Source organism: Brenneria tiliae, from assembly GCF_023347575.1.
Classification (GTDB): domain Bacteria; phylum Pseudomonadota; class Gammaproteobacteria; order Enterobacterales; family Enterobacteriaceae; genus Brenneria; species Brenneria corticis.
In genome coordinates, this window is record NZ_JAKPCB010000091.1 from 101,040 (window position 1) to 121,177 (window position 20,138).

The following is a 20,138-nucleotide window of genomic DNA, read 5'->3' on the forward strand; positions in this document are numbered from 1 at the left end:
GTCTGTCGTTAATCGGTTTGAGGTTGGTTTTAGAAAATTACCGCCGGCGTCTGGGGATTTCTTCTGCCCGGCACGGCGTTCAGCAGCGTACGGGTATAAGGGTGCTGCGGCTGCTGCCAGATGCGCTGGTGGTCGCCTTCCTCCACGATGCGCCCGCCGTTCATCACCAGCACGCGATCGGCGATGTAGCGCACCACAGCCAGATCGTGGGAAATAAACAGATAGGTCAGCCCCAGCTCGGCCTTTAAATCCACCAGCAAATTCAGCACCTGAGCCTGCACGGAGACATCCAGGGCGGAAACCGGCTCATCGCAAATCAGCAATTGCGGACGCAGCACCAGCGCCCGGGCGATGCCGATGCGCTGGCGCTGGCCGCCGGAAAATTCGTGGGCGTAGCGGCTGCGCGCCGTACGGGGCAGGCCGACGTCATCGAGAATGCGCACGATGCGCCGTTCCCGCTCGCGCTTGTCCTTGAGACCGTGGATAGCCAGCGCGTAACCCAGAATCTCCTCAACGCGCTGCCGTGGATTGAGCGAGCTGTACGGATCCTGGAAAATCATCTGTATCCGTTTGCGCCACGGCAGCAGCTCTTTGCGGGATAACGGCAGCAAATCCTGCCCGTTAAACAGCACCTGTCCCTGCTGCGCCGTCTCCAGTTGCATAATGGCGCGCGACAGCGTCGATTTGCCGCAGCCGGATTCCCCCACCAGACCCAGCGTTTCTCCGGCCTGAATATGCAGCGAAACGTCGTTAACCGCCGCCGCCTCGGTCCCGTCGCCTTGGTACTTTACGGTGAGGTTCCTGACCGACAGCATCGGCGCGGCATCCGGTTGCGCGGCGGAAAATTGGCGCGGACGCGGCGGGGGCGGCGCGAGCGTAAATCCGTCCTTATCGCTGTAATGGATTTCCGCCAGCCGCGAGTGGCGATAGTGCCGATCCTGCTCCATATGCAGCGAAGCGCGCAGCAGGCCTTGCGTATAGGTATGCTGCGGGTTGCCCAGCACCTCATCCACCGTGCCCTGTTCCAGTTTGCGTCCGTTGTGCATTACAGCCACCCGATCGGCCCACTGGGCGACCAGGCCTAAATCGTGGGTGATCAGCAGCACCGCCATATTTAATTCGCGGCGCAGTTCGTCCAGCAGCGCCAGGATTTGCGCCTGGATGGTGACATCCAGCGCGGTGGTCGGCTCATCGGCAATCAGCAGGCGCGGCTGGCAGGCGATGGCGATGGCGATCATCACCCGCTGGCGCTGGCCGCCGGACAGGCTGTGCGGATAATCGTTAAAGCGCCGCGCGGGGTCGGGCAGCCTGACCTGCTCCAGCAGCGCAATCGCCCGTTCCCGCGCCTGCGCCCGGCTTAGCCGCTGGTGCAGGGTCAACGCCTCGGCGACCTGCTGGCCGATGGTCAACACCGGGTTCAGCGAGGTCATCGGCTCCTGAAAAATCATCGAGATATCGTTGCCGCGCAGCGCGGCGAGCTGTTTTTCGCTCTGGCGCAGCAGCGGGGTTTCCCCCAGCAGAATGGCGCCGCTCAGCGAAGCCTGTTTGGGCAACAGCCGCATAATGCTCAATGCGGTGGTGGACTTGCCGCAGCCGGATTCCCCCACCAGCGCCAGCATCTCTCCCGCGTCTATTTGCAGGTCAAGATTATCCACCGCCGTGTGGGCGCCGAAATGAACGCTCAGCCCTTTTATGTCTAGTAATGCCGTCATCCAGATACCTTGGTTGCAGGTCGTTGGCCGCCAAATAATTCGATACTTTAATCGCATTGGCCGCCGGTTCTTTAGGACAGTTTGATATTAGTTATATTGCGTAATTATATGGCGGTTAGCTTAATTGACGGCGCGGGCGAACCCTTCCGGCAGGCGAAAACGGTGGAGGGAGCCAATGCTTTTATCCCGTTTATAAAGTTTGATTTTCTGCATTATATTTTAAACCGTGATGATATAAAAATATGATGTCGATCAATTTTACTCTTTAAATTAAAATCAGAAGCTATCGGCATAAAATAATTTTTATAAAAATCGCCGTTGGTCGGTAATTAAATAAATATTGCAATCAAAAATGATTTTTCTCATTAGGTCATGAAATATTGATATTTATATGGCGGATAATCTTTCTGCCATAGTAAGCGCGGTCGAGAGAATAAATTCAGGCCGCCGGTGGTTAAATAATTCTTTAACGGTTGGGGAAATACTTATCACTGAACTCAACCGGCCGCCTATACCGTAAATAATAAAAATTTGCCAATTTTAACGAGGTATTTATGACGGATGCGATTCATTTTGATGAACTTTCATTGGATCAAGCGATTGAAAGCGCCGAGACGCGCGGAATAATCATTCTTCCGGTGGCGACCACCGAAGCGCACGGCACCCATCTGCCGCTGGGAACGGATATCTTTACCGCCGAATGGATCGCGGAGGAATTAAGCCGTAAAACGGGTTTGCCGGCGCTGCTGCCGACGCCGATAAGGGCCGGGGCGTCGCCCACCTTCCATTACGACGTCAACGGCGATCCTATCCCCGGCACGCTGGCCATCGGCCACGCCACCATGCATGCGCTGATCAAGGATATCGTGCGCGGGCTGTGGGCGACCGGTTTTCGTAAAGTCATTATCATCCAGGGGCACGGGCAACAGCCGAATTTCCAGGTTATCGCCCATGAGGTGGCGACCGAACTGCGCCGCGAAGGGAAGGCGATCTTTATCGGCGGCGCCACCTATTGGGAGCTGGCGGCGCAAACGCTGCGCGACGAACTGAATACGCCGTTCTATCACGCCGGGGAAGAGGAAACCAGCAACGTGCTGTTTGTCCGGCCCGATCTGGTGAAACTGGATACGGTGACCGGGCATGAATTGAAACCGCTGCTCGATCGTGATTTGCTCAAGCGCTCCGTTACCCACGATGAAACCGAGACATTCGGCGTAATGGACATCGCCACCTGGATCCCGATCCCCGCAGCGGGCCATAAAAGCCTCGGCGGGCTGGGGCGCACCGAGGATATCCTGACCGCCAGCGCCGAAAAAGGGCGCAAGATATTAAGCAAGGCGGCGGACCGCTATCTGGCGCTGATCCGCGATTTGGAAACCCACTACGCGCCGGCGGAAGTCCCGGGAGTGGATGTCAAAACCCGCCCAGAGAAACCGCGCTTCAGCGTTGACTATTAACCGCGATAATCGATCGTCGGCGCCGCTGGCGGGGTAAAGCTCAACAACGCCCTGCGCGCTTAGCATTTTTATTGGTTATTATTCCCGCCAGTCAGAAATGACTGGTACGGAATAATCCGTTCCCGGCAAGACCTCTTGGACGCGCCGCGCTGGAAAATATGATGCCGATCAATTTTCATCTAAGGTAATAAGACTGGTTATCAGATAGGGTAAATCATCGGCGGGGGATTATTTCAGGTAAGTTTTTATATCCTATAATATTTTTCTGGATAAAAAATCCGACAAGAGGGTTTATCGGATTGCGGTTATCATAAAAACGGCGTTTTTTAACAAAGGAGTAACGAGAATATCTAATTCCATTTTTTATCTAATGATAGCTGATTAAGTGATTTATATTTCCCCGCGTTTGTTGATAGCGTTTTTTTTGTTGAATATCTATTTTGTGACGCCTACTCCGTAAAGCGGGTATCTATTTAATTTATTTGGGAAGGAATTAAATGATTTCAGGAAAGTACACCCGGTATTTATATTTGCTGCTGTCCTTATTGGCCGGCGTTATTTTTATGCATTCCCATACGGCGCGGGCGCAGCAGCAGACGATAGTGTTCGGCGTGGCGCCCGGCCCATACGGCGATATGATCAAATTCGCCATCAGACCGGGGCTTGAGCAGAAAGGTTATAAAGTCAGGGTCACCGAATTCAGCGATTACGTGCAGCCCAACCTGGCGCTGGCGAACGGCAGTATCGATGCCAATTTATTTCAGCATCGTCCTTATCTGATCAAGTTTTCCGCCGACAAGGGACTGAAGCTGTCGCCGCTGATTAATGTGCCCACCGCCGGGCTGGGCCTGTATTCAAAACGGATTAAAAGCCTGGATGAACTCAAGCGCGGCGATGTGGTGACCTTATCGAACGACCCCACCAATCTGGCGCGCGGCATCCGTTTTCTGGAGACGCTGGATCTGGTCACCCTGAAAGGGGATATCGACCCGACCAAAGCCACGATAAGAGATATCGGCGGCAATCCCAGAGGGCTGGAGTTCAGACCGCTGGAGGCGGCGCAATTGCCAAGAACGCTGGAGAGCTCAGCCGCCTCGCTGGTGAACGGCAATTTCGCCATTGCCTCAGGCCTGAAACTGTCGGAAGCCATTGCGCTGGAACAGCTTGATGAAGAGCTTAAAAACCTGGTGGCGGTGCGTACCGAAGATTTGAACAAGCCGTTCGCCGCCGATATCAAGGCGGTTATCGAATCCCCGGAGTTCGCCGCGGTGATACAGGATCCGCAATATATTTTCCGCGACTTCCAGAAACCGCAGTGGCTGCAAACGAAGCTGGGACAGAAATAAGGGTAGTGTGATGACGAAGACGAGCTATCGGCGTTACTGGGATGAGGTGGAAATATTACCCCGTCATGAACTTGAGGCGCTGCAACTGCAACGGTTAAAAAGCACCGTCGCCCATGCCTATGCCCATTCTCCTTACTACCGGGAGGCGTTTGAGCGGGCGGGCGTCCATCCCGATGATTTACACCGGCTGGACGATCTGCGCCGTTACCCCTTTATCGACAAGCAGATTGAAAGAGAGCGGCAGGACGCCGCCCCCTTGCTGGGGGATATTCTGGCCGTGCCGGAAGAACAGGTGGTGTTTGTCTCCGCCTCGTCGGGCAGCACCGGCGTGCCGACGCTGAGTCCGTTCAGCGCGGACGACTTCGAGCGCTATCAGGACATTCAGGCGCGGCTGTTCTGGGCGGTGGGGATGCGCCCGCACGATCGTTACGTGCACGCCCTCAATTTCACGCTGTTTGTCGGCGGGCCGGATGTTATCGGCGCCCAGAAGCTGGGAGCGCTCTGTTTCTGGGCCGGCACCATTCCCTCAGATCGCCTGCTGTATATTATGAAAACCTTCCAGCCCACCGTGACCTGGACCACGCCATCCTACGCCTGGCATCTGGGGGAAACCGCGATCGCCCAGGGGATCGATCTGCATCGGGATCTGGCGATGAAGCGCATTATCGTCTGCGGCGAACCCGGCGGCTCGATTCCGGCGACCCGTCAGGCCATTGAAGAGCGCTGGGGCGTTCAGGTATATGATTTTTACGGCATCTCCGATATTTACGGCGCCTGCGCCGGTTCCTGCGAGGAGAGGGACGGGCTGCATCTGGTGGAAGACGATATCCTGCTGGAAGTGCTGGACCCGGCCACCGATGAGCCGGTGGCGGATGGCCAGCCCGGCGAAATGGTGCTGACCTCGCTGACCAAACAGGCGCGCCCGATGATCCGCTTCCGCACCGGGGATATCATCGTCGCCGACCACTCCCCCTGCGCCTGCGGCCGAACCCACGTGCGCATTACGGTCACCGGACGTAAAGACGATATGTTTATCGTCTCCGGGGTGAATGTTTTCCCCGGCGATCTGGAAGCGATCGTGCGCGCCACGCCGGAACTCAATGGCGAATACCGCATTACGCTGTATGAAGAAGATCACCTGACGCGCTTTGACCTTGAAGTTGAACGTAACGTCCATACGGACGAAGACGATAGTCAGTTGGCGGCGCGTTTGCACCTGGAGATTAAAACCCGGCTGGGCGTACGTCCCAAACGGGTGGTGCTGCTGGCGCCGGAAACCCTGCCGCGCCACACCCATAAAGCGAAACGCGTGATTGATACCCACAGCGCCTGCGCGCTGTAGATTTTATTTACCACTATCATGCCCAATAGATTTCAGGGGCAAGAAGGCGTCATGTCCGGATTCAGTCAGCACCTTTCGTTAGGGGATAACCCTCCTTCTTTTAATCATGTCCGGGATCGCAGCCATGCTTGATATTCTCTGGCTGGGGCGCGGCGGTCAGGGGGCGTTTACCGCCGCCCGGCTGCTGGGGCTGGCGGCGGTGCGTTTTGCCGATCTGGAAGCGATGGCCTTTCCCTCTTTCGGCCCGGAACGCCGGGGCGCCCCGGTCTATGCCTATACCCGATTGTCCCGCTCGCCGATCCGCGATCGCAGCCCGGTGCGCCAGGCTCAGGTGGCGGTGGTGATGGATGAAACCCTGCTGCCGCAGCTGCGCGCCGAGCAGCTTTCCGCCGGCGCGTTGATTCTTATTGACGCAAAACAGGAGCAGGGGGTTCAGCGCCTGCCGATCGGTCTGGGGTGGCGAGTGCCGGCGCGTGCGCTGGCGGAGCATCATCTGGGCAGCCCGCATGCCAACACCGTGCTGCTCGGCATACTCAACGGCGTGCTCTCCCTGCTGCCGCCCGCGGCGCTGGAGAAGGCGATTATTTCCGAATTCGCGCCGCACTGGCAGGCGCCCGCTCCGCTGCCGGAGCGGGTGCGCCGTAATCTGGCGGCGTTCGCCGCCGCCGGCCGGTTCGCCCAGGCGCGGGAAAACATCGCCGCTCCGCTGGCGGCGTGGCTGGCCGAGCATCATCGAGCGGCGGCGATCCAGGAGGCGGCGCATGGCTGATTCGACCAAAGACCCCGACGTGAACGACGGCGCCGCCGAGCGGCCGCGCCGCGCCCGGCGCGGCGGGACCAGCCAGGATCCGCTGCCGGTAGCCTTATCCGGCCCCTGCCGGCGGCGAGAACACCACAAGCCCGATCTGGCGCGATGGCCCGCTTCGCCCCAGCTTGCCTCCGGCTATCTGGTGGCGGAAAACAGCGGCTGGCGCACCTCGCGGCCGAAAATAGAAGACAGCGCCTGTATCTGCTGCAACCTGTGCGTATTGCTCTGCCCCGACGGGGCGCTGGCCAATACCCGGGACAACTATCCCCGCCTGCTGGCGGAGTGGTGCAAAGGCTGCGGCATCTGTGCGCTGGAATGCCCTAAAGACGCCATCACTATGGTGAGCGAGTCCGACGCGCTATCGGCGGATAGCCGGCGCGATGCCGTTACGGGAGAACCGCGATGAGTCAATCTTCAACCGGTAGCGACGGGTTGAATACCAACCACGAACGCCTGTTCCTGTGCGGCAATGAGGCGGTGGCCCACGGCGTGCGTCTGTGCCGCCCCGCGGTGATCGCCGCTTATCCCATTACGCCGCAAACGGTGGTGGTGGAGCGGCTGGCGGAAATGGTGGAGGAGGGCGAGCTTGACGCCGAATTCGTCCATGTGGAATCGGAACATTCGGCGCTGTCGCTGGTGATGGGCAGCGCGGCGATGGGCGTGCGCACCTTTACCGCCACCTCTTCCCAGGGGCTGCTGTATATGGCCGAGTGTCTGCCTTACAGCGCCGGCGGGCGTTTCCCGCTGGTGATGATGAACGCCAACCGGGCGCTGGCGCTGCCGTGGAATATCTATGGCGATCAAAGCGATTCGCTGTCCCAGCTCTCCAGCGGCTGGATCCAGGTTTACGCCGAAACGGCGCAGGAAAGTCTGGACCTGATTATTCAGGCCTATGCGCTGGCCGAACACCCGGCGGTGCGTACGCCGGTGTTGATCAATCTGGACGGTTTCGTGCTGACCCATACCTATGAACCGGTGCAACTGCCGCAACAGGCGCTGGTGGATTCGTTCCTTGCGAACCGCTTTTTTGCCGAGGGTACGCCGGGAACCTTCAGCCTTGAGCATCCGCAGAGCCTGGCGATCACCGCCGGGCCGGGGGAGTATACCGAGTTCAAATATCTGCAACACCGGGCGATGCGCGGCGCGTTAGATGAAATCGCCGCCATCGGCCGGCGTTTCCGCGCCCATTTCGGCCGCGGCGAAGAGGGGATTACCGACGGCGTTATCGAAAGTTATCAACTGGACGACGCCGAACGGGTGGTGATTACGCTCGGCAGCGTGGCCGGTACGGTGCGCGCCGCCGTGGATGCGCTGCGCGCGCGGGGAGAGGCGGTCGGGCTGCTGCGTTTGCGTTACCTGCGTCCTTTCCCGCAGGGCGCATTGCTCGACGCACTGTTTGGCGCCCATCGAACCCGCAGGGTACAGGCCGTCGCCGTGCTGGAGAAGGACATTTCCTTTGGTCAGCAGGGCGCGGTGGCGGTGGAGATCAAGTCCGCTCTGTTTGATTACGCCAGCGTGACCGGCGGGCGGGTGCCGCGCTTGCTCAACCAGATCGCCGGGCTGGGGGGGCAGGAGATCGGGCTGGAGGATGTGATCCGTCTGTATGGCGAATTAACCCGGCCGGCCGGGCGCTCGGCGCAGGAGCCGGATTTGCGTTTTCTCGGCATTGACCCGCCGGAGTCCGATCGGCCGCCGTCAACGGCTGCCGCTCAACGGGAGGACACCCATGTCCATATCGATTAAAAACCTGCCGCCGGAAGAGTACTTTGTCGGCCATAAAGCCTGCGCCGGCTGCGGCGGCAGTCTGGTGGTGCGTCTGGCGCTGAAGGTTTTCGGGCCGAAAACCCATGTGGTGATCCCGGCGGGCTGTATGTCGGCGGTCGGCTTTATCTATCCGCAAATGGCGGTGGGGGTGAATGCGATGATCGCGCCGTTCGCCGCCACCGGCGCGGTGCTTTCGGGGCTGGCGGCGGCACTGCGCGCCAAAGGCATCCGCGATATTCCGGTGGTGGGGTTCGCCGGCGACGGCGCCACGGCGGATATCGGCCTGCAATCCCTGTCCGGCGCCTTCGATCGCCAGGAGCGCATTATCTATATCTGCTACGACAATGAAGCCTATATGAATACCGGCATTCAGAAGAGCGGCGCAACCCCCTGGGGCGCCAGAACCACCACCTCGCCGACCGGTTTCACGCCGCGCCGGCTTAACGTCAAGAAGGATTTGCTGCAGATAGCCGCCGCCCATCATGTGCCCTACGCCGCCACCGCCAGCGTGGGGCAGCCGTCCGATCTGCTGAAAAAGCTGGAGAAGGCGGCGTCCGTCGACGGACCGGCGTTTCTGCACGTGTTCGCCCCCTGTCCCACCGGCTGGGGCTGCGCCAGCGACAGCACGATAGCGCTGGGGAAAAGCGTGGTGGATACCGGGCTGTGGCCGCTGCTGGAATACCAGCACGGCGTGCTGACCATTAACCGCAATCCCAACCGTTTTGCGCCGCTGGAAAGCTATTTTTCCTCTCAGGGCCGCTTCAAATCCCTGACGCCGGACGTGCTGGGCGAGCTGGCCGACGCGCGGGACGAGCGCTGGCGCGAACTCAGAGCCTGGGCGAACGCCACCGCGCCGGCGGTAGCGTGAAAGCTATCGGCCGCGGTATTTGCCCGGCGTAACGCCGATAATGCGGCGGAATGCCCGATTGAAAGCGGCGATGGATTGGTAGCCGACCATTTCCGCCGTTTGTTGCAGCGTCTTGCCCTGCTCGATGTAGCGGCAGGCGAGCGACATGCGCAGCTGGCAGACCATTTCCGCCGGGGGAACCGCCGAGACCTGGCTGAAGCGTTGAATGAACCACGAACGGGACATGGCCATCGCGTCGGCCATTTTCGGGATGGTCCACTCCCTGGCGGGGAACAGTAAAATGGTGGCGATCAGGTTGAGAAATTCGGGCATGTTTTTGGCGGTTTCCAACGGCGGCGCCAGAGGGTGCTGGTGCAAATATTGCCGGATACCGATAAAAAGCAGCGCCTCCGCCAGTGAAGAGATCAATTTATGGCTGCACATCTCTTCTTTGGCGGCTTCATGATGAATTACCTCGGTGATCTTTCTCACCGCTTCGAATTCATCCTTCTGCTTTCTTATTATTATTTTTGGCGGCAGAAACGACAAAATCATATGGCTGATTACGCTGTGAAAAGTAAGAAAACCGCAGACCAGGGCGGTTGATGAGCGATCGTGGAAATGCAGCGGCTGCATTTTTTTGCCGGGCGCCCGCAGGGCGGCGTCTTTTTCCCGGTGATTGGAAAGGACAAATGGACAATCCTGGAAAATAAACACCATATCGCCGCGCTCAAGCGCTATCGGTTCGGGATCCTGCTCGGCGTGCAGCCAGCAGTCGCCCTCCATAACAATGTGATAGCTTGATTTACCTTGTCCTGCGGTGCTGCCTTGCCAGGAGCCGCAATATTTGCCGATATGAAAAACCGAGCTTTCCACCCGCAGGTTTTCTAATAACCATTCGTTATCACGCATAATGTAATGGAATATAAACCGGACGATTGAGCAATAAACTGTTTTGTACCAGCATTGATGGAGAGAGGCAATGGCAACATAATTCTTCTCAATGTTTACAGGAGAGAAGCCATGACCCGAGTCACCATCCAGACCATTGAATCCGCCCCGGCGGAAAGCCGGCCCTATCTGGAAAACGCCAGGCGTACTTCCGGTTTTATTCCTAATTTATTAGGCGTGCTGGCGAATTCGCCGGCGGCGCTTAAAACCTATCTCACCGTAACGGATATTAATAACCATAACAGCCTGAGCGCGGCGCAACGGGAAGTGGTGCAACTGGTGGCGGCCACCACCCACGGCTGCGCGTTTTGCGTCGCGGGGCATAGCGCGACGGTGGAAAAGAAGGCGATTCTGGCGCCGCAGGATCTGGCGGCGCTGCGTGAGGGCGCCGGGCTGGCGGATGCGCATCTGCAGGCCGTTGCCGATTTTACCCGCGCGGTGATTGCGCAGCGCGGCGCGGTGAGCGACGACGCCTGTCAGGCGTTTTACGCGGCGGGCTTTACGCAACAGCAGGCGCTGGACGTGATACTCGGCGTCAGCCTGGCGACGCTGTGCAATTTCGCCAACGGTTTTGCGCAAACGCCGTTAAACCATGAACTGCGGCAATGGGCCTGGGCGGAATAATGACGCTCCCTGTTACGCGCCGCTACCCACGAGGGCTCTGAATGCTGAATGATACCCTGCGCCGCTGGCTGAGCGAGGAGGCCAACGATCTGGACCAATCCGCCGCGCAGTCCGCCGTTTTGCCGTCACGCCTGGGCGACGCCGGTCTGTTTCGCATCGGCGTGCCGGACGATCTCGGCGGCAGCGGCGGCGCCATTATCGACGCCATAGAGGCGGTGAGCGAGGTGGCGCGCTACTCGCTCACCGCCGCGTTCGTTTTCTGGGGGCATCGCACCTATATCGAGCTGCTGCTGCAATCCCCCCAATCGGCGCTGCGCGAAAGCCAACTGCCCGATCTGCTGGCGGGAAAAACCGCCGGCGCCACCGGGTTGTCCAACGCGATGAAGTTTCTCTCGGGGCTTGAGGAACTCCAGGTCACCGGCCGCGAGGATGAGAAGGGCTGGACGGTGGACGGGCGGCTGCACTGGGTGACCAATCTGCAGCGCGACGGATTTCAGGTGATGACGGTGGTGCGTCCGCTGGACGATCGGCCGCCGTTTATCGCCGCCATCGCCTCCGATCTTGACGGCGTGCGGCGTTCCGAGGATCTGAGCCTGATGTCGATGCGCGGGAGCGCCACCGCGGCGCTGGATTTTGCACAGGTCAGGCTGGACCGGTCCGCCATTGTGCATCCTGGCGCCGAGACGTTTTTGCCGCAGGTGCGCCCGCGCTTTCTGGGCCTGCAATGCGGCATGGCGCTCGGTCTGACGCGGCAGGTACTGGAAAACTGCCGTGAGCGCCTGGACCACGGCCACTTATTGTATGAGGAGTGGCGGCGGCTGCATCGAAGCTATGACGATACCCGAACACAATTACTGCGCGGAGTAAGCCAGGAGCGCTTTACCCAGCGGCCGGCCGAGATGTTCCGCCTGCGCATCGCGCTGATCGAGCTGGCGCTGCAAGGGATACAGCTGGAACTGGTGCTGCGCGGCGGCAAAGCCTACCTCTCCCCTGAGGGCGACCACTTTGCCCGGCGCTGGCGGGAAAGCGCCTTTTTACCGCTGATCACCCCGAGCATTATGCAGCTCAGGCACCAGCTGGCGGAGAGCGCCCGATGAGCGCGCTGCTTGACGCGCAAGGGCTGGTGGTCGGCTACCGCCAGGGCGCCGCCGCCACCGTGCTGCTGGACGGCATCGATTTTTCGCTGCGCGACAATGAGATTGTGGTGGTGGTGGGCAGCAGCGGGGTAGGGAAATCCAGCCTGTTGCGTATTCTGGCCGGTTTGGAAAAAGCGCTTTCCGGCCGGGTCGCCTATCGGGGGGAGCCGTTGAACGGCCCGCATCCGCATCTGTCGGTGGCTTTTCAGGATCCCACGCTGCTGCCGTGGCGCACCCTGGAGCAAAACGTGGCTTTCGGGCTCAATTTCCGCCATCAGCCCAGGCTGAGCGCCGGCGAGCGCCGGGAGCGCATCGCCCAGGCGATCGAGGCGGTGGGGCTACAGGGGCACGCCGGCAAACTGCCGGCGCAGCTTTCCGGCGGCATGGCGCAGCGGGCGGCGCTGGCGCGCTGCCTGGCAAGGCGGCCGCGCGTGATGCTGCTTGACGAGCCGTTCAGCTCGCTGGATGAGATAACCCGCCATGAGATGCAACGTTTGCTGGTATCGGTGCTGCGCCGGCACCGCATGTCGGCGCTGATGATTACCCACGATATCGATGAAGCCTTGCTGATCGCCGATCGGGTGATTTTACTCGGCGGCAGTCCGGGCCATGTGGCGGGCAGCTGGAGCCTCGACCTTCCTCATCCGCGCGATGACGCGCTGGAGGCGCTGGCCCGCTATCGGCTGGATATTGTGAAAAAACTGCGCGATTCGCGCGCGATTGGAAAAACAACGGAGGTAGCCGATGTGTCGGACCTGTAATGCAATGTCGCGCCGCGATTTCCTCAGGCTGAGCGCGTTGCTCAGCGCGGGCGCCGCGCTGCCGCTGGTGATGCAGCAGCAGGCGCGCGCCGCCGCCGAGCCCGACGCGCCGGTGCGCATCGGCTATCTGCCGATCACCGACGCCTCGCCGCTGCTGGTGGCGCATGCCCGCGGCCTGTTCAGCCAGTCCGGGCTGGAGGCGGAGCGCCCGGTGATGTTTCGCAGCTGGTCGCAGCTGATTGAGGCGTTTATCGCCGGCAAGGTCAACGTCATCCATATGCTGTCGCCGGTGACGGTATGGGCGCGTTTTCAGGCGCGCATCCCGGCGAAGGTGGTGGCCTGGAACCATACCAACGGTTCGGCGCTGACCGTGGCGCCGCAGATCGCGCGCTTAGCCGATCTGGCCGGGAAAACCGTGGCGGTGCCGTTCTGGTACTCGATCCATAACGTGGTGCTGCAGCAGATGCTGCGTCAGGCGGGGCTACAGGCGACGACCGGCAAACCCGGCGACCGTCAGGTACAGCTGATCGTTATGCCGCCTTCCGATATGGTGCCCGCGCTGGCCGCCGGGCAAATTCAGGGTTTTATCGTCGCCGAGCCGTTTAACGCGCTGGCGGAGGCGCGCAAGGTGGGGCGGGTGCTGCGTTTTACCGGCGACGTGTGGCAGAGCCACGCCTGCTGCGTGGTGTTTATGCACGAAAGCGATCTGGCGCAGCGCCCGGCATGGAGCCAGAATGTGGTCAATGCCGTCGTTGACGCGCAAAAGTGGATTCGGCATAACCGCGCGGAAACCGCGGCGCTGCTTTCGCGCAGCGACGATCGCCGCTATACGCCGCACGAGCGCGAGGTATTGCAGCAGGTGCTGGATCCCGCGGCGGACAATCTCGCGCGCTGGCGGGCGGACGGCGCGATTTCCCACCCGGAGTGGCGTCAGCAGCGGATTGATTTTCAGCCTTACCCCTACGAGGATTATTTCCTTAAGCTTATCGAACAGCTGAAAATCACGGTGATGGAAGGCAACGCCGACTTTCTGGCCGAGCTGGATCCGCAGGCGGCCACCGCGCAGCTGGTGGACGATCGCTTTGTGCGCAACAGTATTGCGCGGGCAGGCGGGCAGAGCGCGTTTGGCCTGACGGACGGCGTGTTTGCGCGTAAGGAAGTCATCGCGCCATGAAGCTTTTTTTCCTGCGCCTCGCCTGGGGCGTGCCTGGCCTGTTTATCGCGTTGATTGTCTGGTGGCTGGCGACCCGTTCTCTGGACGGCATCGCCGCCCTGTTTGCGCCCGCGGCCGCCTTCGCCAGCCTGTGGGAGATGCTGTGGCACGGCAATCTGCTGGCGCACAGCGCGGTCAGCCTGCAACGCGTCGCCATCGGGCTGCTGCTGGCTCTGCTTATCGGCATTCCCATCGGCCTGCTGATCGGCTGTTTCGCCGCGTTGGAACGGCTGTCGATGCCGGTGATGCAGTTGCTGAGGATGATCTCGCCGCTCTCCTGGATGCCGGTGGCGGTGATGGCGCTGGGGATCGGCGATCGTCCGGTGTGGTTTTTGCTGACCTTTGCGGCGGTGTGGCCGATGATCATCAATACCGCCAGCGGGGTAAAGCACCTGCATGCCGGCTGGCTGATGCTGGCGCGCTCCCTGAGCGCCACGCCGCTGGAAACCCTGTGGCACATTATTCTGCCGGGGATTTTAAGCCATCTGCTCACCGGCATCCGGCTGGCGATCGGCATTCTGTGGATTGTGCTGGTGCCCTGCGAAATGCTTGGCGTCTCGTCGGGGCTGGGATACGCCATTCTTGACGCCCGCGACCGTCTGGCTTACTCGGAGCTGATGGCGGTGATCGTCACCATCGGCGTGATTGGGTTTGCCATGGATGGTCTGGCGCGGCTGCTTATCCAGCGCTATGCGATAAAACCCTGAGCGCCGCGGCAAATCCCCCGCTCGGCGCTAAACGGGGGATTTCTCGCCTGTCCGATTAGCGGGACAGGGAGTTCCGCACGGCTTCCAGCCCCGGTTTGCCGTCCAGCGTGGTGACGTTGCTCAGCCACTGCTCCAGCTGTTGCGGGTTGGCGCTGATTTCGGCGCGCGCGGCGTCACGCGGCGTTTGCTTATCGTCCAGCAGGCGTTTGATCACCTTGTTTTCCAGGTCGACGTTGAATTGCAGATTGCTGAACAGCCGGGCGACGTTGGGGCAAGCCTGCGCATAGCCTTTGCGAACCACGGTATTGACCGTCGCGCTGCCGTAATTCGGGCCGAACCACTCATCGCCGCCGCCAAGGTAGACCAGGGAATGACGGGTGTTCATGGCGTGTGGCTCCCAGCCGAGGAACACGATCCACTCTTTTTTGTTCACCGCCCGCTCAACCTGCGCCAGCATGCCGCTTTCGCTGGATTCCACCAGCGACCAGTCGTCAAGGCCGAGCTCTTTCTGGTCGATCATGCGTTTGATATTCTGGTTGGCCGGCGCGCCCGGCGCGATGCCGTAAATTTTATGCTGGAAGCGATCGCCGTATTTCGCCAGATCGGCAAAGTCTTTTACCCCGGCCTGGGCGACGTAATCCGGCACCGCCAGGGTGAATTTGGCGCTGGCCAGGTTGGCGGTCAAAACTTCAACCGAACCGTCGCGGGTAAATTTTTCAATGACCGGCTGCTGGGCGGGCATCCAGTTGCCCAGAAAAACGTCCAGCTGGGAGGATTTCAGTCCCTGAAAGCCCAGCGCGACCGACAGGTTTTGCACCTGCTGCCGATAGCCCAGCCCTTCCAGCAACACGCCGGCCAGCGCATTGGTGGCGTTGATGTCGGTCCAGCCCGGATCGGACATTCTCACTAACCGGCAGCTGGCGTCGTCGACGGCGGCCTGGGCCGAAAAAGCGCTGCCGAGCAGTAAGGGGATAAGCAGTGTGACGGCGGAATGGCGAAAGCGCATGATAAATTCCCGTGTTATTGGTTAGGGGAGGAAGAGTGAGGTCGTGGAAAACGCGCCACCGCCTCTTGTTCATCCAGCGTCTGGTTGTTGCGAATATAGCGGCGGCTGGCGTCCTGCACCGGCTGATAGTCCCACGCCGGCGCCGTGCCGTGCGTCAGCGCCCGGTTGAGGAACAGGCGGTTTTGCTGACTTTGCAATACGCGCTGGTGCAGCGCCGGCAGATCCCAGCGCGACGCCACCTCGTCCCGCAGCGCCGACAGCACCGGCAGGCAAGCGGCGTCCGCGGCCAGATTGTTCAGTTCATGCGGATCTTCGCGCAGGTTAAACAACAGTTCGGGATCGCTGAGCGAATGCACGTATTTCCAGTCGCCGCGCCGGATCATCACGATGGGCGCCAGCGCGCCTTCCGCCAGATACTCGGCGTAAACGCCGTCGTGTCCGGCTTCCCGGCGCAGATGGGGCAGCAGACTGTGCCCGGCCAGCGTCGCCGGCAGCGACGACGGCTCGCCGCCCGCCAGCTCCACCAGCGTGGGCAGCAGGTCGGCCAGCGAGACGCTGGCGTCGACGCGATGCGCGGCAAAGCGGTCCGGCGCATGGACGATAAACGGGATGCGCGCCGCGCCCTCAAAGAAGCCCATTTTATACCACAGCCCGCGTTCGCCGAGCATTTCGCCATGATCGGAGATCACCAGCACGATGGTATCCTCGGCCAATCCGGTCTCTTCCAGGGTAGCGAGAACGGCGCCGAACTGATCGTCGACATAAGAGACCGCGCCATAGTAAGCATGGCGCGCGCGGCGAACCTGTTCATCGCTCAGCAGGTCGTCGGTCAGTTGGTATATCTTGCGCAGCCGCCGGGAGTGCGGATCCGACGGAACCTGCGCGGCGTTCACCTGCGGTAAATCAATATCCTGCGGCGAATAACGGTCGAGATAAGGTTGCGGTATGGCGAAAGGATCGTGCGGGTGGGTCAGGGACATCAGCAGCATGAACGGCTGCTGATTGCCCTGGCGGGCGATATCAAACAGCTTCTGCCGGGTCAGAAATACCGCTTCGTCGTCGAAATCCAGCTGATTGGTGCGAATACAGGTACCGGCGTCGATCACCGAGCTCATATTGTGATACCAGTCGAGCCGCACCTCAGGATTTCGCCAGTCTGGCGTCCAGCCAAAATCGGCGGGGTAGATATCGGTGGTCAGACGTTCATTAAAACCGTGTAGCTGATCGGGGCCGCAAAAATGCATTTTACCCGCCAGAATGGTGTGATAACCCTGCACGCGCAGATAATGACAAAAGGTGGGCTGCTCCGCGCTGAATTCGGCGGCGTTATCAAAAACGTTATTGGCGGAATTCAACAGTCCGGTCATTAATGTCGCACGGGACGGCGCGCATAACGGGCTATTGCAATAGGCCGACTCAAACACCACGCCCTGCCGGGATAATTTATCAATATTGGGCGTCTTGGTTATTTTATTACCGTAGGCGGAGAGCGCGCCCGCGGTTAATTGATCCGCCATTAAAATAACGATATTCGGTTTTCTGCTAAGCATATATCTTAAATCACCTTAAGAATGCCACTTCATTAATATAATTTTTTATCTCATAATCTCCACAGGCTGTGAACGGGTTAAAAACTTATACCTTGATAAGAGGGGATTATGTCAGCAATTAATCGATTACCGTCGCTCCCGGCGTTAATATTTTTCGAGGCGGCGGCCCGTCATCTTAATTTCACCGCGGCGGCCGAAGAACTGGGAACCTCGCAGCCGGCGGTCAGCCAGCGTATTAATCAACTGGAACGCGAACTTGGCGTGGCGTTGTTCGAGCGGCGCCATCGCGGCGTATTATTAACGCCGGAAGGCGATCGGCTTTACCATATTGTTTACAGCAGCCTGACGGATATCAGCCAACAGATTGAAAAAATAAAGAAAAAGAAAACCAGAGACACCCTGCGCATCGATACCGACATGGGCTTCGCCAGCTACTGGCTGCTGCCCCGGCTGGATAAGCTACAGCGCCTGATGCCGGACGTGGACGTGCAGATTTCCACGTCCCCCAATGACTTCAGCCTGCGCGACAGCCACGCCAATCTCTCCATTACCTTCGGCAACGGCCACTGGCCGGGATGCCACAGCGAAAAGCTGTTTCCCGAGCTGGTGGTCCCGGTTTGCACCCCTGAATTTATCCGCCGGCATGGTCCGCTGGATACGCCGCAGTCCTTGCTCAAGGTGCCGTTGCTCAATCTGCCGGAGACCAACCCGAGCCGCTGGCTGACCTGGTATGACTGGTTCGGCGCGCAGCGGATTATCCTTGATAATTCAGTGGCTTCGTTAACCTTTAACGCCTATTCCCTGCTGATCGAGGCCACGCTGAAAGGCAAGGGCGTGGCATTGGGCTGGATGCCGCTGGTGGGGCAGCTGCTGGATGACGGCGAACTGGTCATCCCCTGCGGGCCGGAGGTGAAAACCGAGCGCGGCTATTACCTGATCCAGTCGCAGCGCGAAAGCGAATCCCCGCTGTACCACCGGGTCAAAGAGTGGCTGATTAACGAATCATTTTCCTTCAAAAGCCGGCATGAGAGTTATTTTCAGTCGCAGGGATGAGTTAAATTATTTTGTTATAACTCAGACGATAAAGTTTTATTGGCGCGGTATTATTTCTTATACAGTGGGCTCCGTTACGCGGATTACTCACTTCTGTATGTATATGCTCGACGTATGGCGAGTATAAGTGTCAGGTGGTCAATGACTGAAAAATTGATTCGAATCGAAGGGCTATATAAAGTTTTTGGCTCCGGCGCGCATAAAGCGATTCCTTATTTACAGGCGGGAACGGGCGCCGCAGAATTATTATCCGCGCACGGTTGGTCGGTGGCGTTAAATAATGTTTCGCTGCATATCCGGCAGGGGGAAATATTCGTTATCGTCGGATTGTCAGGATCGGGTAAATCAACTTTATTGCGTACGCTCAATCGGTTAATTGAACCGACGGCGGGCGAGATATTTTTTAAAAATAGCGCGCTTTCCGCTTTATCGGCGACGGAATTAATCGATCTTCGCCGTCGTTCCATGAGTATGGTCTTTCAGTCATTCGCCTTATTGCCGCGGCGCAACGTACTGGATAACGTGGCGTTCGGCCTGGAACTGTCGGGGGTCAAGGCCGCCGCCAGATATCAGGCGGCCCTGACGGCGCTGGAGCAGGTGGGGCTGGCGCAGGTCGCCCGCCATATGCCGCACCAGCTCTCCGGCGGCATGCAGCAGCGCGTCGGGCTGGCGCGGGCGCTGCTGGTTAATCCGACCCTATTGCTGATGGATGAAGCCTTTTCCGCGCTGGACCCGATTAACCGCCGGGAAATGCAGGGCCTGCTGCTGCGGCTACAGGCGGAGCAGCAGCGCACCATCGTTTTCGTCACCCACGATATCGAAGAAGCGCTGCGCATCGGCAACCGGATTGCGATTATGGAACACGGACGTCTGGTGCAGACAGGCACCGCCGAACAGCTGGTGAATGCCCCGGCCAACGCCTATGTGCAACGCTTCTTTTCCGGGATTGATACCTCCCGCTATGTGCTGGCTGAAAGCTACGCCGATATTTACCCCGCAACATCCGCGCCGGGAGGATCTACTCATGGCTGAACCGCTAAATTTCAGCAGCCAGATTGACGACGCGGTGCGCTATCTGCTGAGCCAGCACGGCGAGATATTCGAATTTATCGCCGCGCTGCTCGACGGCGTCTCCGGCGGACTGGAACAGGGGCTGCTGCTGCTTTCCCCCTGGGGGCTGGTGCTGCTGGCGGTGGCGCTGAGTTGGTGGCGGCTGGGCTGGGGGTTCGCGCTGTTCAGCGCGGCCGCGACGCTGTATATCGTCTACAGCGGCTATGCGCAGCACGCGGCGATAACCCTGGGCCTGACCCTGTCGGCGACGTTTTTTAGCCTGTTGCTTGGTATTCCGCTGGGCATTCTGATTGCCCGACATCGACGCATCGGTATGGCGGTGCGGCCGCTGCTGGATTTTATGCAGACCATGCCGGCGTTTGTTTACCTGATCCCGGCGACCATTCTGTTCGGCCTCGGCAGGCCGCCGGGCATTTTCGCCACGGTACTGTTTTCGATGCCGCCGGTGGTGCGCTTAACCGACCTGGGGATCCGCCAGGTGGATAAAATGCTGATAGAGGCCGGGCTGGCGTTCGGCTGTACCCCGCGTCAGCTGCTGCTGAAAGTGCAGTTGCCTAATGCCTTGCCGTCGATTATGGCGGGGGTGAACCAGACCATCATGATGGCGATGTCGATGGTGATTATCGCCTCGATGGTCGGCGCCGGCGGGCTGGGCAACGATATTCTGACCAGCATTCAGCAACTGGACGTCGGGCAGGGGTTGCAGAGCGGTTTTGTGGTGGTGCTGATGGCGATTCTGCTGGATCGCCTGTCCGCCAGCCTGTGCCGTCAGCCGCCGACCAGGGAGTAA

Annotated in this window: 19 protein-coding genes; 15 read left to right on the plus strand and 4 right to left on the minus strand. The window is 59.8% G+C overall.

Annotation, left to right across the window (positions count from 1 at the left end; all coding sequences use genetic code 11):
- Positions 1–29 precede the first annotated feature (29 nt).
- Positions 30–1,712 (minus strand): ABC transporter ATP-binding protein, encoded by a 1,683-nt coding sequence (locus MFP24_RS05895; protein ID WP_249229647.1) that lies wholly within the window; start codon positions 1,710–1,712, stop codon positions 30–32.
- Positions 1,713–2,266: 554 nt separating this feature from the next.
- Here MFP24_RS05895 and MFP24_RS05900 point away from each other — a divergent pair.
- The 7 genes from MFP24_RS05900 to MFP24_RS05930 all read left to right on the plus strand — a co-directional run bounded on the left by MFP24_RS05900 (position 2,267) and on the right by MFP24_RS05930 (position 9,297).
- On the plus strand, positions 2,267–3,169 hold the full coding sequence (locus MFP24_RS05900; RefSeq protein ID WP_249229648.1) for a creatininase family protein: 903 nt from the start codon (positions 2,267–2,269) through the stop codon (positions 3,167–3,169).
- 563 nt (positions 3,170–3,732) lie between these two features.
- On the plus strand, positions 3,733–4,515 hold the full coding sequence (locus tag MFP24_RS05905; protein ID WP_050815655.1) for a MetQ/NlpA family ABC transporter substrate-binding protein: 783 nt from the start codon (positions 3,733–3,735) through the stop codon (positions 4,513–4,515).
- A gap of 10 nt (positions 4,516–4,525) precedes the next feature.
- Entirely contained in the window at positions 4,526–5,857 is a 1,332-nt protein-coding gene (locus MFP24_RS05910) for a phenylacetate--CoA ligase family protein (RefSeq protein ID WP_249229649.1), read from the plus strand.
- Positions 5,858–5,981: 124 nt separating this feature from the next.
- Complete coding sequence (locus MFP24_RS05915) at positions 5,982–6,626, plus strand: 2-oxoacid:acceptor oxidoreductase family protein (protein WP_249229650.1); 645 nt, start codon at positions 5,982–5,984, stop codon at positions 6,624–6,626.
- Positions 6,619–7,071 (plus strand): 4Fe-4S dicluster-binding protein, encoded by a 453-nt coding sequence (locus tag MFP24_RS05920; RefSeq protein ID WP_249229651.1) that lies wholly within the window; start codon positions 6,619–6,621, stop codon positions 7,069–7,071. The genes MFP24_RS05915 and MFP24_RS05920 overlap by 8 nt, the downstream gene beginning before the upstream one ends.
- Positions 7,068–8,408, plus strand: coding sequence for a pyruvate ferredoxin oxidoreductase (gene porA / locus MFP24_RS05925; protein WP_249229652.1), 1,341 nt, complete (start codon positions 7,068–7,070; stop codon positions 8,406–8,408). The genes MFP24_RS05920 and porA overlap by 4 nt, the downstream gene beginning before the upstream one ends.
- Positions 8,392–9,297, plus strand: coding sequence for a thiamine pyrophosphate-dependent enzyme (locus MFP24_RS05930; RefSeq protein ID WP_249229653.1), 906 nt, complete (start codon positions 8,392–8,394; stop codon positions 9,295–9,297). The genes porA and MFP24_RS05930 overlap by 17 nt, the downstream gene beginning before the upstream one ends.
- A 3-nt stretch (positions 9,298–9,300) precedes the next feature.
- Here MFP24_RS05930 and MFP24_RS05935 read toward each other — a convergent pair whose 3' ends face one another.
- Positions 9,301–10,188, minus strand: a complete 888-nt coding sequence (locus tag MFP24_RS05935; protein WP_249229654.1) for an AraC family transcriptional regulator — start codon at positions 10,186–10,188, stop codon at positions 9,301–9,303.
- A 111-nt stretch (positions 10,189–10,299) separates the two neighbouring features.
- Between MFP24_RS05935 and MFP24_RS05940 the strand changes: the two genes are divergently transcribed.
- From MFP24_RS05940 to MFP24_RS05960, 5 genes are read left to right on the plus strand one after another with little or no spacing between them, the layout of a single operon-like run.
- A complete protein-coding gene (locus tag MFP24_RS05940) occupies positions 10,300–10,851 on the plus strand; it encodes a carboxymuconolactone decarboxylase family protein (RefSeq protein ID WP_249229655.1) in 552 nt (183 codons plus the stop codon).
- Positions 10,852–10,892: 41 nt separating this feature from the next.
- Positions 10,893–11,948 carry an acyl-CoA dehydrogenase family protein gene (locus MFP24_RS05945; protein WP_249229656.1) on the plus strand — a complete coding sequence of 352 codons (1,056 nt, stop codon included), beginning with the start codon at positions 10,893–10,895 and terminating at the stop codon, positions 11,946–11,948.
- Complete coding sequence (locus MFP24_RS05950; RefSeq protein WP_249229657.1) at positions 11,945–12,748, plus strand: ABC transporter ATP-binding protein; 804 nt, start codon at positions 11,945–11,947, stop codon at positions 12,746–12,748. Before MFP24_RS05945 ends, MFP24_RS05950 begins: the two co-directional genes overlap by 4 nt.
- Positions 12,732–13,922, plus strand: coding sequence for an ABC transporter substrate-binding protein (locus tag MFP24_RS05955; protein ID WP_249229658.1), 1,191 nt, complete (start codon positions 12,732–12,734; stop codon positions 13,920–13,922). The genes MFP24_RS05950 and MFP24_RS05955 overlap by 17 nt, the downstream gene beginning before the upstream one ends.
- Positions 13,919–14,668 carry an ABC transporter permease gene (locus MFP24_RS05960; RefSeq protein ID WP_249229659.1) on the plus strand — a complete coding sequence of 250 codons (750 nt, stop codon included), beginning with the start codon at positions 13,919–13,921 and terminating at the stop codon, positions 14,666–14,668. Before MFP24_RS05955 ends, MFP24_RS05960 begins: the two co-directional genes overlap by 4 nt.
- Before the next feature lie 55 nt (positions 14,669–14,723).
- Here MFP24_RS05960 and MFP24_RS05965 read toward each other — a convergent pair whose 3' ends face one another.
- Together MFP24_RS05965 and betC are read right to left on the minus strand one after the other, a co-directional pair.
- Complete coding sequence (locus MFP24_RS05965; protein WP_249229660.1) at positions 14,724–15,674, minus strand: choline ABC transporter substrate-binding protein; 951 nt, start codon at positions 15,672–15,674, stop codon at positions 14,724–14,726.
- A 14-nt stretch (positions 15,675–15,688) separates the two neighbouring features.
- Positions 15,689–17,224 (minus strand): choline-sulfatase, encoded by a 1,536-nt coding sequence (gene betC / locus MFP24_RS05970; protein ID WP_249229661.1) that lies wholly within the window; start codon positions 17,222–17,224, stop codon positions 15,689–15,691.
- Between the two features lie 108 nt (positions 17,225–17,332).
- Here betC and MFP24_RS05975 point away from each other — a divergent pair, with 108 nt between their 5' ends.
- The 3 genes from MFP24_RS05975 (at position 17,333) to MFP24_RS05985 (ending at position 20,138) form a co-directional block, all read left to right on the plus strand.
- Positions 17,333–18,277, plus strand: a complete 945-nt coding sequence (locus tag MFP24_RS05975; RefSeq protein WP_249229662.1) for a choline sulfate utilization transcriptional regulator — start codon at positions 17,333–17,335, stop codon at positions 18,275–18,277.
- A gap of 141 nt (positions 18,278–18,418) precedes the next feature.
- Entirely contained in the window at positions 18,419–19,309 is an 891-nt protein-coding gene (locus MFP24_RS05980; protein ID WP_249229663.1) for a quaternary amine ABC transporter ATP-binding protein, read from the plus strand.
- Entirely contained in the window at positions 19,302–20,138 is an 837-nt protein-coding gene (locus tag MFP24_RS05985; protein ID WP_249229664.1) for an ABC transporter permease, read from the plus strand. Before MFP24_RS05980 ends, MFP24_RS05985 begins: the two co-directional genes overlap by 8 nt.

What these genes read in the sequence shown, in the direction of transcription:
- MFP24_RS05895 (WP_249229647.1), bottom strand. Translation starts at nt 1,712, where the DNA reads ATGACGGCATTACTAGACATAAAAGGGCTGAGCGTTCATTTCGGCGCC.
- MFP24_RS05900 (WP_249229648.1), top strand. Translation starts at nt 2,267, where the DNA reads ATGACGGATGCGATTCATTTTGATGAACTTTCATTGGATCAAGCGATT.
- MFP24_RS05905 (WP_050815655.1), top strand. Translation starts at nt 3,733, where the DNA reads ATGCATTCCCATACGGCGCGGGCGCAGCAGCAGACGATAGTGTTCGGC.
- MFP24_RS05910 (WP_249229649.1), top strand. Translation starts at nt 4,526, where the DNA reads ATGACGAAGACGAGCTATCGGCGTTACTGGGATGAGGTGGAAATATTA.
- MFP24_RS05915 (WP_249229650.1), top strand. Translation starts at nt 5,982, where the DNA reads ATGCTTGATATTCTCTGGCTGGGGCGCGGCGGTCAGGGGGCGTTTACC.
- MFP24_RS05920 (WP_249229651.1), top strand. Translation starts at nt 6,619, where the DNA reads ATGGCTGATTCGACCAAAGACCCCGACGTGAACGACGGCGCCGCCGAG.
- porA (WP_249229652.1), top strand. Translation starts at nt 7,068, where the DNA reads ATGAGTCAATCTTCAACCGGTAGCGACGGGTTGAATACCAACCACGAA.
- MFP24_RS05930 (WP_249229653.1), top strand. Translation starts at nt 8,392, where the DNA reads ATGTCCATATCGATTAAAAACCTGCCGCCGGAAGAGTACTTTGTCGGC.
- MFP24_RS05935 (WP_249229654.1), bottom strand. Translation starts at nt 10,188, where the DNA reads ATGCGTGATAACGAATGGTTATTAGAAAACCTGCGGGTGGAAAGCTCG.
- MFP24_RS05940 (WP_249229655.1), top strand. Translation starts at nt 10,300, where the DNA reads ATGACCCGAGTCACCATCCAGACCATTGAATCCGCCCCGGCGGAAAGC.
- MFP24_RS05945 (WP_249229656.1), top strand. Translation starts at nt 10,893, where the DNA reads ATGCTGAATGATACCCTGCGCCGCTGGCTGAGCGAGGAGGCCAACGAT.
- MFP24_RS05950 (WP_249229657.1), top strand. Translation starts at nt 11,945, where the DNA reads ATGAGCGCGCTGCTTGACGCGCAAGGGCTGGTGGTCGGCTACCGCCAG.
- MFP24_RS05955 (WP_249229658.1), top strand. Translation starts at nt 12,732, where the DNA reads ATGTGTCGGACCTGTAATGCAATGTCGCGCCGCGATTTCCTCAGGCTG.
- MFP24_RS05960 (WP_249229659.1), top strand. Translation starts at nt 13,919, where the DNA reads ATGAAGCTTTTTTTCCTGCGCCTCGCCTGGGGCGTGCCTGGCCTGTTT.
- MFP24_RS05965 (WP_249229660.1), bottom strand. Translation starts at nt 15,674, where the DNA reads ATGCGCTTTCGCCATTCCGCCGTCACACTGCTTATCCCCTTACTGCTC.
- betC (WP_249229661.1), bottom strand. Translation starts at nt 17,224, where the DNA reads ATGCTTAGCAGAAAACCGAATATCGTTATTTTAATGGCGGATCAATTA.
- MFP24_RS05975 (WP_249229662.1), top strand. Translation starts at nt 17,333, where the DNA reads ATGTCAGCAATTAATCGATTACCGTCGCTCCCGGCGTTAATATTTTTC.
- MFP24_RS05980 (WP_249229663.1), top strand. Translation starts at nt 18,419, where the DNA reads ATGACTGAAAAATTGATTCGAATCGAAGGGCTATATAAAGTTTTTGGC.
- MFP24_RS05985 (WP_249229664.1), top strand. Translation starts at nt 19,302, where the DNA reads ATGGCTGAACCGCTAAATTTCAGCAGCCAGATTGACGACGCGGTGCGC.